Source organism: Curtobacterium sp. VKM Ac-2922 (assembly GCF_022815645.1).
Classification (GTDB): domain Bacteria; phylum Actinomycetota; class Actinomycetes; order Actinomycetales; family Microbacteriaceae; genus Curtobacterium.
Genome location: NZ_JALGRO010000003.1, coordinates 118414 through 135054, shown reverse-complemented (window position 1 = coordinate 135054; position 16641 = coordinate 118414). Strand labels below are relative to the sequence as shown.

At 71.7% G+C, this 16641-nt stretch carries 15 protein-coding genes; 13 read left to right on the top strand and 2 right to left on the bottom strand.

Annotated elements, in window-relative coordinates; genetic code table 11:
- The first annotated feature begins 27 nt into the window (after nt 1-27).
- From MT346_RS04355 to MT346_RS04305, 11 genes are all read left to right on the top strand, one after another.
- A complete protein-coding gene (locus MT346_RS04355; protein ID WP_243561607.1) occupies nt 28-1548 on the top strand; it encodes an ABC transporter ATP-binding protein in 1521 nt (506 codons plus the stop codon).
- On the top strand, nt 1545-2876 hold the full coding sequence (locus MT346_RS04350; protein WP_374202501.1) for an ABC transporter permease: 1332 nt from the start codon (nt 1545-1547) through the stop codon (nt 2874-2876). Before MT346_RS04355 ends, MT346_RS04350 begins: the two co-directional genes overlap by 4 nt.
- 5 nt (nt 2877-2881) lie before the next feature.
- Nucleotides 2882-4165, top strand: a complete 1284-nt coding sequence (locus MT346_RS04345; RefSeq protein ID WP_243561808.1) for an ABC transporter permease — start codon at nt 2882-2884, stop codon at nt 4163-4165.
- Nucleotides 4166-4181: 16 nt separating this feature from the next.
- Nucleotides 4182-4685, top strand: coding sequence for a cytidine deaminase (locus MT346_RS04340; protein ID WP_279396683.1), 504 nt, complete (start codon nt 4182-4184; stop codon nt 4683-4685).
- Between the two features lie 5 nt (nt 4686-4690).
- Entirely contained in the window at nt 4691-5980 is a 1290-nt protein-coding gene (locus MT346_RS04335; protein WP_243561606.1) for a thymidine phosphorylase, read from the top strand.
- A 151-nt stretch (nt 5981-6131) separates the two neighbouring features.
- Nucleotides 6132-7247, top strand: coding sequence for an adenosine deaminase (locus MT346_RS04330; protein ID WP_243561605.1), 1116 nt, complete (start codon nt 6132-6134; stop codon nt 7245-7247).
- 4 nt (nt 7248-7251) lie between these two features.
- Entirely contained in the window at nt 7252-7698 is a 447-nt protein-coding gene (locus MT346_RS04325) for a PTS sugar transporter subunit IIA (protein WP_243561604.1), read from the top strand.
- On the top strand, nt 7695-7982 hold the full coding sequence (locus MT346_RS04320; protein WP_243561603.1) for a PTS sugar transporter subunit IIB: 288 nt from the start codon (nt 7695-7697) through the stop codon (nt 7980-7982). The genes MT346_RS04325 and MT346_RS04320 overlap by 4 nt, the downstream gene beginning before the upstream one ends.
- 9 nt (nt 7983-7991) lie before the next feature.
- The gene (locus tag MT346_RS04315) at nt 7992-8819 is read left to right on the top strand and encodes a purine-nucleoside phosphorylase (protein ID WP_243561602.1); all 828 of its coding nucleotides are present in this window, start codon (nt 7992-7994) and stop codon (nt 8817-8819) included.
- A gap of 44 nt (nt 8820-8863) precedes the next feature.
- Nucleotides 8864-10525 carry a phospho-sugar mutase gene (locus tag MT346_RS04310; protein ID WP_243561806.1) on the top strand — a complete coding sequence of 554 codons (1662 nt, stop codon included), beginning with the start codon at nt 8864-8866 and terminating at the stop codon, nt 10523-10525.
- 218 nt (nt 10526-10743) lie between these two features.
- Nucleotides 10744-11703: a hypothetical protein gene (locus MT346_RS04305; RefSeq protein ID WP_243561601.1), complete on the top strand. Its 960-nt coding sequence runs from the start codon at nt 10744-10746 to the stop codon at nt 11701-11703.
- 93 nt (nt 11704-11796) lie between these two features.
- Here the strand turns inward: MT346_RS04305 and MT346_RS04300 are convergent, their stop codons facing one another.
- A complete protein-coding gene (locus tag MT346_RS04300) occupies nt 11797-13578 on the bottom strand; it encodes a biotin carboxylase N-terminal domain-containing protein (RefSeq protein ID WP_243561599.1) in 1782 nt (593 codons plus the stop codon).
- Nucleotides 13579-13657: 79 nt separating this feature from the next.
- Nucleotides 13658-14488: a nucleoside triphosphate pyrophosphatase gene (locus tag MT346_RS04295; protein ID WP_243561597.1), complete on the bottom strand. Its 831-nt coding sequence runs from the start codon at nt 14486-14488 to the stop codon at nt 13658-13660.
- A 14-nt stretch (nt 14489-14502) separates the two neighbouring features.
- Here MT346_RS04295 and MT346_RS04290 point away from each other — a divergent pair, with 14 nt between their 5' ends.
- Together MT346_RS04290 and MT346_RS04285 are read left to right on the top strand one after the other, a co-directional pair.
- A complete protein-coding gene (locus MT346_RS04290; protein WP_243561596.1) occupies nt 14503-15762 on the top strand; it encodes a class I SAM-dependent RNA methyltransferase in 1260 nt (419 codons plus the stop codon).
- A gap of 160 nt (nt 15763-15922) precedes the next feature.
- On the top strand, nt 15923-16585 hold the full coding sequence (locus MT346_RS04285; RefSeq protein WP_308221871.1) for a response regulator transcription factor: 663 nt from the start codon (nt 15923-15925) through the stop codon (nt 16583-16585).
- Nucleotides 16586-16641 lie beyond the last annotated feature (56 nt).

Here is a 16641-nt window from a genome sequence, read left to right as displayed (position 1 = left end):
GCGCTCGAGAGAAGAAGAACCCGCCCCATGAAGCTCGAACTCCGCGGCATCACCAAGCGGTTCGGCCCGCTGGTCGCGAACGACCACATCTCCCTCACCGTCGAACCCGGCGAGGTGCACTGCCTGCTCGGCGAGAACGGCGCCGGCAAGTCGACGCTGATGAACGTGCTGTACGGCATGTACCAGGCCGAAGAGGGCGAGATCCTGCTGGACGACGTCGTCCAGGACTTCGACGGCCCCGGCGACGCGATGCGTGCCGGCATCGGCATGGTGCACCAGCACTTCATGCTCGTGCCGGTGTTCACCGTCGCCGAGAACGTCATGCTGGGACAAGAGGAGACGTCGTTCGGTGGCCGCCTGAACCTGGCCGGCGCCCGTCGACGTGTCCGCGAGATCTCCGACCGGTTCGGCTTCGACGTCGATCCCGACGCCCGTGTCGAGGACCTGCCCGTCGGCGTGCAGCAGCGCGTGGAGATCATCAAGGCCCTGTCCCGCGACGCCTCCGTCCTGGTGTTCGACGAGCCCACGGCCGTGCTCACACCGCAGGAGACCGACGAGCTGATGGGCATCATGCGCCAGCTGCGCGAGGCCGGCACCGCGATCGTCTTCATCACCCACAAGCTCCGTGAGGTCCGCGAGGTCGCCGACCGCATCACGGTGATCCGGCTCGGCAAGGTCGTCGGCGAGGCATCGCCCACCGCGACCAACAACGAGCTCGCGGCCCTGATGGTCGGTCGCGCGGTGTCGCTCGTCGTCGAGAAGGCGCCGTCGACCGGTGGCGAGGACGCCCTGGTCGTCGAGGGGCTCACCGTCACCGATCCGAACGGCATCGTGCTCGTCGACGACGTCTCGTTCACCGTGCGCCGGGGCGAGGTGCTGGCGATCGCCGGCGTGCAGGGCAACGGCCAGACCGAGCTGACCGAGGCGATCATCGGGCTCGAGCCCGTCCGCGCCGGCCGCGTCACGCTCGACGGCAAGGAGCTCACCGGCCGCAGCGTCAAGCAGGTGCTCGACGCCGGCGTCGGGTTCGTGCCCGAGGACCGGAAGGAAGACGGGCTGGTCGGCGAGTTCACCATCGCCGAGAACCTGATGCTCGACCGGGCCGACCACGCCGAGTTCGTCCGCGCCGGCACCATCCGCGCCGCCGAGCGTGACGCCTTCGCCGACGACAAGATCGCCGAGTTCGACATCCGCACCCCCGGACGTACGACGGCGGCCGGTCGGCTGTCCGGCGGCAACCAGCAGAAGATCGTGCTGGCCCGCGAGCTCAGCCGCGAACTCCGCCTGTTCGTCGCCGCCCAGCCCACGCGCGGCATCGATGTCGGGTCCATCGAGTTCGTGCACAAGCGCATCGTCGCCACCCGCGACGCCGGTGTCCCCGTGATCGTCGTCTCCACCGAGCTCGACGAGGTCGTCGCGCTCGCCGACCGGATCGCCGTGATGTACCGCGGCGCGGTCATCGGCATCGTCCCCGCGGACACCCCCCGCGACGTCCTCGGTCTCATGATGGCCGGCGAGCTACCAGAAGGAACGGAGCTGGCAGCGTGAGCACCCCCACGCCAGACAACACCCCGGTGACCGACGACCGTCTGCAGGACGTTGAGAGCACTCCGCACCTGATGACGGACTCCGCGGCCGACACCGAGCGCCGTGCCGCGGACCGTTCCGGCGCCGAACGCTGGCAGGCCGCAGTGCACGGCATCGTGAACGGTTCCGTGCTCGTCACGATCCTGGCCGTCGTGCTGGCCCTGGTCGCGTGCGGCATCCTCATCGCGATCACCGACCAGGGCGTGCAGCAGGCCGCCGGGTACTTCTTCGCCCGGCCCGGTGACACGCTGCGTGCGATCGGCACCGCCGTGGGTGGTTCGTACGCGTCGCTGTTCCAGGGCTCGGTCGTGAACTTCGGCGCGGACTCGTTCGCCCAGGCGGTCGTGCCGATCACCCGGTCGATCGACTACGCCGTGCCGCTCATCGTCGCCGGGCTCGGCATCGCGGTGTCGTTCCGCGCCGGTCTGTTCAACATCGGCGGCCAGGGGCAGATCCTGATGGGGGCCGCAGCCGCCGGCTGGTTCGGCTTCTCGTTCGACCTGCCCGCCGCGATCCACATCCCGCTGACGATCGTCGCCGGCATCGTCGGTGGTGCGGTCTGGGGTGGCATCGTCGGACTGTTGAAGGCCCGCACCGGCGCCAACGAGGTCGTCCTGACGATCATGCTGAACTACGTCGCGCTGTACCTGGTCAGCTACATGCTGCGCACCCCGGGGCTGCTGCAGGCCGGCGGCAGCCCGAACCCGATCTCGCCCGCGATGAAGGACACCTCGGTCCTGCCGGCGCTGTTCGGCCCGCGGTACGGGGTCGACCTCGGCTTCATCGTGGCGATCATCGCGGTCGTCGTCGTGTGGTGGCTGCTCAACAAGTCCTCGCTCGGGTTCCGGTTCCGCACGATCGGCGAGAACCCGCGTGCGGCACGGGTCGCCGGCATGAGCGTGCCGTCGCTGACCTTCTGGGTCCTGGTCATCTCCGGTGCGCTCGTCGGCATCGCGGGCGCCTACCAGGTGCAGGGCGCGGTCACGAGCGGGTTCACCTCGAACATCGATGCCGGCATCGGTTTCGACGCGATCACGGTGGCATTGCTCGGGCGTTCGAAGCCGTGGGGCGTGTTCTGGGCGGCCATCCTGTTCGGCGTGCTGAAGAACGGCGGCTACGCCATGCAGGCCGCCAACGGCATCCCGATCGACATCGTCGGGGTCATCCAGGCCCTGATCGTCCTGTTCATCGCTGCACCGCCCCTGGTCCGTGCGATCTTCCGGATCCCGCAGCCCGGCGCCCGTCGCAAGCGCTCCACGAAGTCCGAGCGGAAGGCAGTCGCCGCGTGAGCACCATGAGCCCCACCGCCCCCGCGCCGCACGCCCCCGTGGCGGAGCGCGCGGTCGAGACCACCCGCAGCTGGAAGCTGCCGATCGCGTACGCCGTCTTCACGGTCGTCGCGCTCGTCTTCTTCGTGCTGCTGCACCGTTCCGGCGACGCCACCTTCCGGCTCGCCAACGCGGGCGACTTCGTGCAGCTGCCCGACGTGCCGCTGCCCGCCACCGGCACCGGGATCGTCGTCACGGTCCTGCTCGCCCTGACCACCGTCGTCGCGATCGTGCAGGTCCGCGGCTTCCGCAAGGTCCCGCTGTGGGTCACGTCGGTCTTCGCGCTGCTGTTCGTGGTCGGGTTCCTGGCGTGGGCCGCGGCCGGCGCCACGATCCCGCTGCCCGGCCTGCTGGTCGGCGCGCTCGGCCTGAGCGTCCCGCTGGTGTTCGGCGCGCTGGGCGGTGTGATCTCCGAGAAGGTCGGCGTCGTCAACATCGCGATCGAGGGGCAGTTCCTGGCCGGGGCGTTCGTCTCCGCCATGATCGGCTCGCTGACCGGGTCCGCCTGGGTCGGCCTGGTCGGTGCCCTGGTTGCCGGCGTGCTCGTGTCGTTCGTGTTGGCTGCCTTCAGCATCAAGTACCTGGTCGACCAGGTCATCGTCGGTGTCGTCATCAACGCCTTCATCTCGGGTCTGACGGGCTTCCTGTACTCGCAGGTGCTCTCGCCGGCCGAGCAGACGCTCAACACGGGCATCCGCTTCCCGGTGCTGCCGATCCCGGTCCTGCACCAGATCCCGGTCATCGGCCCGGTGTTCTTCGAGCAGAACGTCATCGTCTACCTGGCGTACATCGCGGTCGCGGTCGTCACGTTCGCGCTCTTCAAGACCCGCTGGGGTCTGCGGCTGCGTGCCGTCGGCGAGCACCCGCAGGCGGCGGACACCGTCGGCATCAACGTGCTGAGCACCCGGTTCTGGAACGTGTCGCTCGCCGGCGCGATCGCGGGCCTGGGCGGGGCGTACTTCACGCTCGGCTCCGTCGGGCCGTTCGCCAAGGACATGACCGCGGGCGCCGGCTACATCGCGCTCGCCGCCGTCATCTTCGGTCGGTGGGACCCGATCCGCGCCACCCTGGCCGCGCTGCTGTTCGGCTTCGCGTCGAACCTGCAGAACGTGCTCGGGTCGATCAACTCGCCCGTCCCGAGCGAGTTCCTGCTGATGCTGCCCTACGTGGTGACGATCTTCGCGGTGGCCGGCCTGGTCGGGCAGTCGCGTGGTCCTGCCGCCAGCGGCAGACCGTACGTCAAGAGCTAGCCAGGAGGCCCGGCACATGACCCACACGAATGCTCCGGGTGACCAGACGGCCGGCGAGCCCGCCTGGACGGACCCGGCCACGGCCCTCCAGTCCGACCCTGCGGTCGACGCGAGCGTCGACGTCGACTGGACGGCCCTGCGGCAGGCCGCGACCACGGCCATGGGCCGTGCCTACGCGCCGTACTCGTCGTTCCCGGTGGGGGCTGCGGCCCTGACCGACGACGGCCGGATCGTGTCCGGCTGCAACGTCGAGAACGCGTCGTACGGGGTGACCCTGTGCGCCGAGTGCTCGCTCGTCTCGCAGCTGCACATGACCGGCGGCGGCAAGCTCGTCGCGTTCACGTGCGTGGACGGCGACGGCGCGACCCTGATGCCCTGCGGGCGGTGCCGGCAGCTGCTGTTCGAGCACTCCGCCGAGGGCATGCTGCTGGAGACCGTCTCCGGCGTCCGCACCATCGACCAGGTCCTGCCCGACGCGTTCGGGCCGCGCACCCTGGTCACCTACCAGCAGGAGCACTGATCCCCATGGCCGTCGAGCCGTTCGACACCGTCGACCTGATCCGCACCAAGCGTTCCGGTGACGCGCTCAGCACGCCCGAGATCGACTGGCTGGTCGACGCCTACACGCGCGGCTACGTCGAGGACCCGCAGATGGCGGCCCTGGCGATGGCGATCTTCCTGAACGGGATGGAACGCCGCGAGATCAAGGACCTGACGCTCGCGATGATCGCGTCGGGGGAGCGGATGTCGTTCTCCGCGCTCGGCAAGACCACGGTCGACAAGCACTCGACCGGCGGTGTCGGCGACAAGATCACGCTGCCGCTGGCTCCGCTGGTGGCGTCGTTCGGCGTCGCCGTGCCGCAGCTGTCCGGGCGCGGGCTCGGGCACACCGGTGGCACGCTCGACAAGCTCGAGTCCGTGTCGGGCTGGCAGGCCGCGCTGTCGAACGAGCGGATGATGGACGTGCTGGCCGACGTGGGCGCGGTGATCTGCGCCGCCGGCTCGGGGTTGGCTCCGGCCGACAAGAAGCTCTACGCACTCCGTGACATCACCGGCACGGTCGAGTGCATCCCGCTCATCGCGTCGAGCATCATGTCGAAGAAGATCGCCGAGGGCACCGGTGCGCTCGTGCTCGACGTGAAGTTCGGGTCCGGCGCGTTCATGCCGACGTACGCGGCGTCGAAGGAGCTCGCGCAGACGATGGTCGACCTCGGCAACGACGCCGGTGTCGCCACGAGCGCGCTGCTGACCGACATGGAGGTCCCGCTCGGGCTGACCATCGGCAACGCCCTCGAGGTCCGCGAGTCCGTCGAGGTGCTCGCCGGCGGGGGACCTGCCGACGTGGTCGAGCTGACCCTGGCGCTGGCGTCCGAGATGCTGCGGCTCGCCGGGCTGCCCGACGCGGACCCCGCGGCGGCCCTGGCCGACGGACGGGCGATGGACAGCTGGCGCCGGATGATCCAGGCGCAGGGCGGGGACCCCGACGCGGCGCTGCCCGTCGCCCGCGAACAGCACGTCGTGACGGCGCCGACGTCCGGCGTGCTCGCCGAGCAGCAGGCGCTGCCGTTCGGCGTGGCCGCCTGGCGGCTCGGTGCCGGACGCGCGCGAGCCCAGGACCCGGTGCAGGCCGGTGCGGGCATCGAGCTGCACGCCAAGCCCGGCGACACGGTGACCCAGGGGCAGCCGCTCTGGACGCTGCACACCGACGACGCGTCGCGCATCCCGCGGGCGCTCGAGTCGCTCGAGGGGGCCTGGTCGATCGGCGAGTCGGCCGCGGCACGCGGGCCGATCGTGCGCGAGCGCATCGCGCACTGACCCGTCGGCTGGCCGGCTGCGCCGTACCGGACGTGCGCCGCACCGGACCGGAGGCTCCGCACCGGACCGGTGGGGAGCCTCCAGCCCGGTGCGCCCAGCGTTGTGCACCGGCGCCAGCGCGGAGTCGGTGACCACCGCTAGCCTGGTCCCCATGAGCGCCGACGCCGTCCCCACGTACCGACTGCCCGACGCGGGCGCCGTCATCAACGACCTGCCCAAGGTGTCGCTGCACGACCACCTCGACGGCGGGCTTCGCCCGGCGACCATCATCGAGCTCGCGGCGGCCGACGGGGTCACGCTGCCCACGACCGACGCCGACGCGCTGCGCCAGTGGTTCGCCGACCAGTCCGACTCCGGATCGCTGGTCGAGTACCTGAAGACGTTCGACGTCACCACCAGCGTCATGCAGACCGCCGACGGGCTCGAGCGCGTCGCTCGCGAGTTCGTCGAGGACCTGGTCGCCGACGGCGTCGTCTACGGCGAGGTCCGCTGGGCACCCGAGCAGCACCTGCAGCGCGGCCTGACGCTCGACCAGGCGGTCGAGGCCGTCCAGGCCGGCGTCGAGTCCGCGGTCGACGCCGCCGGCGGAGCCATCCGGATCGGACAGCTCGTCACCGCGATGCGGCACGCCGACCGCGCCCTCGAGATCGCCGAGCTCGCCGTGCGGCACCGCGACCGCGGCGTCGTGGGGTTCGACATCGCCGGGGCCGAAGCCGGGTTCCCGGCCTCGAACCACCGTGCCGCCTTCGACTACCTGGCGTCCGAGCTCTTCCCGGTCACGGTGCACGCGGGCGAAGCCGACGGCCTGGCGTCGATCCGCAGCGCACTCGTCGACGGTCGGGCACTGCGCCTGGGGCACGGCGTCCGCCTGTTCGAGGACGTCACCCTGTCGGACGCCGGCGACGGCTCGACGTTGGCGTCGCTCGGCGAGGTCGCGTCGTGGGTGCGCGACCGCGAGATCCCGCTCGAGGTCTCGCCGTCGTCGAACCTGCAGACCGGGGCGATCGCCGCGTGGGGCGACGACCTCGCCGACCACCCGTTCGACGTGCTCTACCAGCTGGGCTTCCGGGTGACGGTGAACACCGACAACCGACTGATGAGCAACACGACGCTCACCCGCGAGCTGGCGCTGCTCGCCGGCACGTTCGGCTACGACCTCGACGACCTGGCCGCGTTCCAGATCAACGCGGCACTGTCGTCGTTCCTGCCGCTCGAGGACCGCGAGGAGATCATCGCGCTGATCACCTCCGGGTACGCGGAGGCCTGAGCCGATGCCGCTCCCGCCGCTCTCCGACGCCGCCGTCGTGCTCGGCGCGACCGCGCCGTCGTGGCGTGACGCCCTCCGGCTCGCCGGCGGCGCCCTGGTGGCGTCGGGGGCGGCCACCGACGAGTACACGGACGCCATGATCGCCATGGTCGAGGAGCACGGCCCGTACATCGTCATCTCGCCCGGACTGGCCTTCGCGCACGCCCGACCCGGGTCGTCGGTGCTGCGCGACGGGCTGTCCGTGGTCACGCTCGCCACGCCGGTCGCGTTCGGGCACCCCCACAACGACCCCGTCAGCGTCGTGCTCGGCCTGGCCGTCGCGGGGATCGGCACGCACCTCGAGTCCATCGGCGAGATCGCCAACCTGTTCAACGACGCCTCGGTGACCTCGCGCCTCGCCGCTGCCACCTCGGCGTCCGACGTGCGCGCCATCATGGGGGTCTCGGCATGAAGATCGTGACGATCTGCGGCGCGGGCATCGGCTCGAGCGGCATCCTGAAGGTCAACGCCGAGAAGGCCCTGGCGACGCTCGGCCTGTCCGCCGAGGTCGTGGCGGCCGACGTGGCATCCGTGCGACAGGTCTCCGACGACGCGAACGTGATCCTGACGTCGCAGGAGTTCGTCGCGGCGATCGGCGACACCTACGCCGAGGTCATCGTCATCCGGAACCACTTCGACCAGAGCGAGATCACCGCGGCTGTGGAGAAGTCCCTGGGGGATCCGACCGCCCCGTAGCATTGCGGCATGGCAAGCACGAACCCGCTCAACGACCCCTCCGTCGACCCCTTCGACGTCGCTCGCGATGCCGCCGCCGTCATCGCCACGACGTCCGGCATCGAGCGGCACGACATCGCCCTCACGCTCGGTTCCGGGTGGGGTAAGGCCGCCGACCTGATCGGTGAGACCGTCTCCGAGATCCCGGCCGACCAGGTCCCCGGCTTCAGCGCCTCGGCGGTGCCCGGGCACTCCGGCACGGTCCGGTCCATCCGCCTGGCCGACGGGCGGCACGCGCTCGTCATCGGCGCGCGCACGCACTACTACGAAGGCCACGGCGTCCGTCGGGTCGTGCACAGCGTCCGTACCGCGGCAGCGACCGGTGCCGGCACGATGGTGCTGACGAACGGAGCCGGTGGCATCAAGGAACACTGGACGCCCGGCACGCCCGTGCTCATCAGTGACCACATCAACCTGACGGCGGACAGCCCGCTCGAAGGCGCGACGTTCGTCGACCTGACCGACCTGTACTCCGCCCGGCTGCGGGACATCGCGCGCACGGTCGACCCCTCGCTGGACGAGGGCGTCTACACCCAGTTCCGCGGGCCCCACTACGAGACCCCGGCCGAGGTCCAGATGGCCAAGACGATCGGCGGGCACATCGTCGGCATGTCCACCGCGCTCGAAGCGATCGCCGCGCGCCAGGCCGGCATGGAGATCCTGGGCTTCTCGCTCATCACGAACCTGGCAGCCGGCATCCAGACGACGCCGCTGTCCCACACCGAGGTGCTCGAGGCCGGTCGTCAGGCCGAGCCGGTGATCGCGGACCTGCTCGCCCGGGTCGTGGCTGCACTGTGACCGGGTACGCCGGCCCCTCGGACGGCGCGATCGCCGACGGTGACCTGACCGCCGACACCACGCCGCTCGACACCGCGCGGGCGTGGCTCGTGCAGGACCCCGACCCCGAGACCCGCGACGCGCTCGACGCCGTGGTCGCGGCGGCCGGCAGCGGGGACACGTCGGCCCTCGCCGAGCTGCAGGAACGGTTCGCCGGTCGGCTGCAGTTCGGCACGGCCGGGCTCCGCGCCGAGCTCGGGTGGGGACCGCTGCGGATGAACCGCGTGGTCGTCACACAGGCTGCGGCCGGGCTCGCCCGGTTCCTCATCGACACCGGTCGTGACCGCAGCGTCGTGATCGGGTACGACGGCCGGGTGAACTCCGACGTCTTCGCGCGCGACTCTGCCGAGGTCATGCGGGGCCTGGGCCTCGACGTCACGCTGCTGCCGTCGGCGCTGCCAACACCCGTGCTGGCTTTCGCCGTGCGGCACCTGGGCGTCGGTGCCGGTGTGATGGTCACCGCGAGCCACAACCCACCGCGTGACAACGGCTACAAGGTCTACCTCGGTGGCGACGACGACGGTTCGCAGATCGTGCCGCCCGTCGACGGTGCGATCGCCGCGGCCATCGATGCCGTCGCGGCAGCGCCGCTGGGGGACCTGCCCAGGGCGACTGACTTCGTCGTGGCGGGTACGGACCTGGTCCAGGCGTACGTGGCCGCGACGGCCGCGATCGTGCCGGCCCCGGCCCTCCCGGTCGATGCGCAGCCACGCGTCGTCTACACGGCCATGCACGGGGTCGGGTGGCAGACCGCCCGCGCGGTGTTCACCGCTGCCGGGTTCGCCGAGCCGGCCGTCGTGACCGAGCAGATCGAGCCCGACGGCGCCTTCCCGACCGTGGCGTTCCCGAACCCCGAAGAACCAGGAGCGATGGACCTGGCGATCGCCCGCGGCGTGGCCGTCGGCGCCGACCTGGTCATCGCGAACGACCCGGACGCCGACCGGCTCGCACTGGCGATCCCGGACGGTGCCGGATCGTACCGGCGGCTCTCCGGCAACGAGGTCGGGTGGCTGCTCGGGTGGAGCGCGGCCAAGCGTGCGACAGCGGCAGGGCGCTCCGGTGTGCTCGCCGCGTCGATCGTGTCGTCGCCGGCGCTGTCCCGGGTCGCGGCCCGGCACGGTCTCGGGTACCGCGACACGCTCACGGGCTTCAAGTGGGTCTCGCGCGTGCCCGACCTGCTGTTCGGGTACGAAGAAGCCCTCGGTTACCTGGTCGACCCCGACGTCGTCCGCGACAAGGACGGCATCTCGGCGGCGCTCGTGCTGCTCGACCTGGCGACGTCCGTGGCGGCAGCCGGTTCGAGCATCGCCGGGGAGCTCGAGGCCTTCGCGACGGAGTTCGGTGCGTTCGCCTCCGGGCAGGTCGCGACCCGGGTGGACGACCTCGCCCGCATCGGCACGATCATGCAGGAACTCCGGTCGTCGCCGCCGTCGATGCTGGGGCCGCTGACCGTGCTCCGGAGCACCGACTACGCCGGTGGGGTGGACGGCTTCCCGCCGTCCGACATCCTGCGCTACGACCTGCAGGGCGAGGCGCGGGTCATCGTCCGCCCGAGTGGCACCGAGCCCAAGGTGAAGGTCTACATCGACACCGTCGCAGGGACGCCCGCCCAGGCCCAGTCGCTGGTCGACGCCCTCGCCGAGGCGATCCGCCCCCGCGTGTCGTAGGGGCCGCGGGCCCCGCGGCCCGGCCGCCTGGCCGCCCGGCCGCCCCGCCGCTTCGCACCCCCGCACGAACATCGCGCCCCGTCTCCTCGGGGCGCGATGTTCGTGCGGGGGTGCATTGTCGATCAGCCCGCTCCTCCACAGCGGAGGCTCCGCTCAGCCCCGTCCACCGGCTCGCTCGGTCAGTCCCCGGCACCCGTGACGAGTGCGATCGTCGACCGATGTGCATCGAACTGGTCTCCACGGGCGCCGGCATGGACGCCGCGTCAGCCGCTCAGGTCCGACGCAGTGCGGACCGCGGCGTCCTGGTCAGGGTCCGCCGAGGGCACTTCGCAGACGCGACGCAGTGGAACGGAGCGAGTGCACGTGATCGTCACGCAGCGCTCGTCCGGGCCGTGGACTGGCTGCCCGGATCGGGGCTCGTCGTGTCCCACCGATCGGCCGTCGCGCTGCACGGCCTGCCGTGGATCGGCGCGTTCGGCGACCACGTGATCGTCACCGACCCGTCGCGCGACCGTGGGCAGAGCAAGGGTGTCATCCGGCGAGTCGGTACGGCGGGCCGGATCCCGGACATGGTGCTGCTGTCGGGGGTCGCGACCACGTCCCTCGTCGTGACGGCGGTCGATGTTGCGCTCTCGGAGCATCCGTGGCGAGCGATCGTCGTCCTCGACGCCGTCCTCCGTCGTGGCATCACACGAGCCGCCCTGTGCGCGGAACTCGCCAGTCGAGGCGCGGCACGAGCGCGGCGGCGTGCTGCGGAGCTCATCGAGGTCGCTGATGCCGGGGCAGAGTCACCCGGCGAGAGCATCACGCGATGGGGTGCGCACGTCCTCGGGGCACCAGAGCCGGTCCTGCAGCACGCCTTCGACACCGAATGGGGCGGGCAGGAGCGGGTCGACTTCTGGTTCCCTGCATCGGGCACGGTGATCGAGTTCGACGGTGACGTGAAGTACCTGGATCCTCGACTCCGGAAGGGGCGGTCGCCTGACGAGGTCGTCGTCGAAGAGAAGCGACGCGAGGACTCCCTCCGCCGGAAGCCCGGGGTCATGCACTTCGGCCGAGTCGTCTGGGCTGATGCCATGCCGGGCGGGCAGCTGCCGCGGCGACTCCACGACGCCGGGGTCGCTCTCGGGCCGAACTGGGCGGGTGCTTGGCGTGCCGCAGCGCTTCGCGCCCTCTGAAGAACATCGCGCCCCGTGGCAACGGGGCGCGATGTTCGTGCAGGGGTGCTAAGCGGCGCGGCGCAGCGGCCGCCGGCCGCGGCCGCGCCGCGGCTACGCGAGCTCGAGCAGGACGTGGCCGGACGAGATCGTCTGGCCGACGGGGGCGTTGAGCGACGTGACGACGCCGTCCTTGTGGGCCTGCACGGGCTGTTCCATCTTCATGGCCTCGAGCACGACGAGCAGGTCGCCCTTCACCACGGTGTCACCCTCGGCGACCGCCAGCTTGACCACGGTGGCCTGCATCGGCGAGGTCACCGCGGCACCCGAGGACGCCAGGCCTCCGCGCACGGCAGACGAACGACGACGCGGGGGAGCGGACGGACCGGCCGGGCGACGACCCGCGGCACCGGCAGCGCCGCCGCCGACGATCGCGGGCATGGTGACCTCGATGCGCTTGCCCTGCACCTCGACCACGACGGTGTCGCGCTCGACGGGCGACGGCAGTTCCTCGGGGGAGCCGCTCCACGCCGGGATCTCGTTGACGAAGTCGGTCTCGATCCACTGCGTGTACACGCTGAACGGGACGTCGTCGGGGGTGGCGAACGCCGGGTCGGACACGACGGCGCGGTGGAACGGGATGACCGTGGGCAGCCCGGCGACCTCGAACTCGGCGAGGGCACGCCGCGACCGCTCGAGCGCCTCGGCGCGGGTGGCCCCGGTGACGATCAGCTTCGCGAGCATCGAGTCGAACGACCCGGAGACGACGTCACCCGACACCACGCCGGAGTCGACGCGCACGCCGGGGCCGGACGGTGCGTGGAACACGTGCACGGGTCCGGGCGCGGGGAAGAAGTTGCGGCCAGCGTCCTCGCCGTTGATCCGGAACTCGAACGAGTGCCCGCGCGGCGCCGGGTCGTCGTAGTCGAGCACGCCGCCCTCGGCGATGCGGAACTGCTCGCGCACCAGGTCGATGCCGGTGACCTCTTCGGACACGCAGTGCTCGACCTGCAGGCGCGTGTTCACCTCGAGGAACGACACGGTGCCGTCGGCCCCGATGAGGAACTCGCACGTGCCGGCACCGACGTAGCCGACCTCGCGCAGGATCGCCTTCGACGAGTCGTAGAGTGCGGCCGTCTGGGCGTCGGTCAGGTACGGCGCGGGTGCTTCTTCGACGAGCTTCTGGTGGCGGCGCTGCAGCGAGCAGTCGCGCGTCGACACGACGACCACGTTGCCGTGCTGGTCGGCCAGGCACTGGGTCTCGACATGCCGGGGCTTGTCGAGGTACTTCTCGACGAAGCACTCGCCGCGTCCGAAGGCGGCGATGGCCTCGCGCGTCGCGGACTCGAACTGCGCTTCCACCTCGTCGCGCGAGCGCACGACCTTGAGGCCACGGCCGCCGCCGCCGAACGCCGCCTTGATCGCGACGGGCAGGCCGACCTGGTCGACGAAGTCGACGACCTCGGACACGTCCTGCACCGGCTCGATGGTGCCGGGGGCGAGCGGCGCGCCGACCTTCTCGGCGACGTGGCGCGCGGAGACCTTGTCCCCGAGGCGCTCGATCGAGTCGGGCGACGGGCCGATCCAGACCAGACCCGCGTCGATGACCGCGCGGGCGAAGTCGGCGTTCTCGGCCAGGAAGCCGTACCCGGGGTGCACGGCGTCCGCGCCGGAGCGACGGGCGACCGAGATGATCTTGTCGATCACCAGGTACGTGTCGGCGCTGGTGGTGCCGTTCAGCGCGTAGGCCTCGTCAGCGAGGCGTGCGTGCAGGGCGTCACGGTCCTGGTCGGCGTAGACGGCGACCGAGGCCTTTCCAGCATCGCGGGCCGCACGGATGATGCGGACGGCGATCTCGCCGCGGTTCGCGATGAGGACCTTGCTGATACGGGGCATGGTAAGCCAGCGTATTCGTGCAGCGCACCCGTGAATTGAGCGGCATCCACAAAGAACGGCCCCGAAGCAGTGTGGATGTCTACAGTGCCCACAGATCGTGCCACGCCACGCCGAACCCCCGCAGCAGCATCGAGCGCAGGACCGGCAGCGACAGTCCGACCACGGCCGACGGGGCGCCGTCGATCCGGGTGATGTACGCGGCGGCCCGGCCGTCGATCGTGAACGCCCCCGCCACCTCGAGCGGTTCGCCCGTCGCGACGTACGCGTCGATCTCGTCCGGGGACACGTCGTCGGCGAAGGTGAGCACCGCGCTGTCGACCGCGACGACACGGTCGCCGTCGACGACGAGCGCGGACCCGCCGGGCGCGACGTCACGGAGCGCGGCGAGCGGGTCCGGACCGGCCACCGTGTCGGCACCGGCCATCGCGTCGGCACCGGCCACCGGGTCGGCACCGGCACCGCGACGGACGGGAGGCGCGGTGCGGGCCGCACCCGGGCCTCCCGTCCGGACCGCGGCCGGGTCCACGTCGCGGCGCCGGTCCACCACACAGTGCCCGCTCCACAGCGTCCCGCCGCCGGCGGCCAGCATCCCCCGCCAGCGCTCCCGAGCCACCTGTGGGTCGTGGGGCTTGCCGTACAGGCGCCCGTCGACCTCGAACGCCGAGTCGCCCCCGAACACGAACCCGTCCACCGGCGACCCGGCGACGGCGGCGTCCGCGACCGCCGACGCCTTGGCCATCGCGAGCAGCGACACGAGTTCGGGTCCGGTCAGGGCGCGCCCGAGCCGCGCCGACTCGGCGGCCGCGGCGGCGTCCTCGTCGACCCCCGGCGACACCAGTACCGGCTCGATGCCGGACTGGGCGAGCAGGGCTCGGCGGGCGGGGGACGTACTCGCGAGGTACAGACGCATGGGAACATCGAACCATGGGTGAATCGGTCGGAACGCTGCTCGAGCTCGACGTCACCGGGATCGCCCACGGCGGGATCTCGGTGGCACGACACGAGGGGCGCGTGGTGTTCGTCTCGGATGCGATCCCGGGTGAGCGCGTGGTGGCCCGGGTGACCGAGGACCGCAAGAAGTCGTTCTGGCGCGCGGACACGGTCAGCGTCGTCACGCCCAGCGAGCACCGCGTCGACCACGTCTGGCCCGAGGCCGCGCTCGACCGCGACCCCGCCGAGCGTCCCGGCGGCGCCGAGTTCGGCCACATCGCGCTGGCCCACCAGCGCACGCTCAAGCACGACGTGCTGGTCGACGCGTTCGCGCGGTTCGCCCACCTCGACCTGGCCGAGACGCTCGGCCACGACGTCGTGGTCGAGGCCGCACCCGGCGACGACGCGGCGAACGGCCTGGGCTGGCGCACCCGCGTCCGGCTGCACGTCGCCGAGGACGGCACGGCCGGCCCCTTCGCCGCACGGTCGCACGACGTGGTCCCGGTCCGTTCGCTGCCCCTGGCGACCGCCGCCGTGCAGCAGAGCGCCCCGCTCGGCCGTGCCGCGATGCCCGGCGCGTCGGTCATCGACGTGCTGGCGCCGAGCGACGTCGACGGAGCGCGCCTGGTCATCGACGACCAGAAGCCGACCGTCATCACCGAGACGGTCGGCGAGCGGACGTTCCAGGTCGACGACACCGGGTTCTGGCAGGTGCACCACGCCGCGGCGGCCGTGCTGACCGAGGCCGTGCAGGACCTGGTCGACCGCGAGCGCCTGGATGCCGAGGGCACCCACCTGGACCTGTACGGCGGCGTCGGACTGCTGGCGGCGGCGCTCGGCGACCTGGTCGGCCCGAAGGCACGCATCACGAGCGTCGAGAGCTCCGGCCGGGCGACCGAGCACGCGCAGGAGAACCTGGCGGAGTGGATCGGCGCCCGCGCCGAGACCGCCCGGGTCGACCGCTGGCTGGCCCGCACCGCGTCGACCGCCACGCCCGCCGAGCGGCAGCGGTACCGCGCGGGAACGATCGTGCTCGACCCGCCGCGCTCCGGAGCCGGGCGTGAGGTGGTGGTGCAGATCGCGGCACTCCAGCCGGCGCAGGTCGTCTACGTTGCCTGCGACCCCGTCGCCCTGGCGCGTGACGTCGCCACGTTCGCCGACCTGGGCTACCGGCTCCAGGCGCTGCGGGCGTTCGACCTGTTCCCGCACACGCACCACATGGAGGCCGTCGCACGCCTCGTGCCGATCGCATAGCGCCGGGTGGCCGGGTCGGGGCTCAGACCCCCTGGCGACCTGGGTATCCTCGTTGCTGACGACAACCCGGTTTCAGGGGCCGGGCCCGTCGGAACGAGAGGTCACCGTGCCAGCAGAAACGACCACAACCACAGGGACGACCGGACTGACCACCAGGCCGGTGCGCGTCGCGATCGTCGACGACCACGAGTCCGTCCGGCTCGGCATCCAGGCCGCGTGTCAGAACGAGGGCTTCGAGGTCGTGCTGACCGCGGCGAGCGTCCCCGAGTACATCGCGAACCTCGACGGCCGCGAGGTCGACGTCGTCGTCCTCGACCTGTCGCTCGGTGACGGCTCGACCGTCACCGAGAACGTCAAGGGCGTCCAGGGCACCGGGTCCGCCGTCCTGGTGCACAGCATCGCCGACCGCGTCGCGAACGTGCGTGAGGCGCTGGCAGCAGGGGCTGCCGGCGTGATCCCGAAGTCCTCGGCGACGAAGACCGTGATGGCGGCCGTCGCCACCGTGGCGCGCGGTGACGTGCTCAACAACCTCGAGTGGGCGAGCGCGATCGACGCCGACCGTGACTTCGCCAAGGCTCAGCTGGGTCGGCGTGAGCGCGAGATCCTGCACCTGTACGCATCGGGCCTGCCGCTCAAGCTCGCGGCACAGCAGCTCGGCATCGGGTACTCGACCGCCCGTGAGTACCTCGACCGCATCCGCGTCAAGTACGTCGAGGTGGGGCGTCCCGCGCCGACCAAGGTCGACCTGCTCCGTCGTGCGGTCGAGGACGGCATCCTCCCCGGCCTCGACTCCGGGCTGGACACCGACGGCGACGGGCGCTGACCCGACCATGGACCGTCGATCCGCGGCGGGCGCTGACTCGACCATGGACCGTCGAT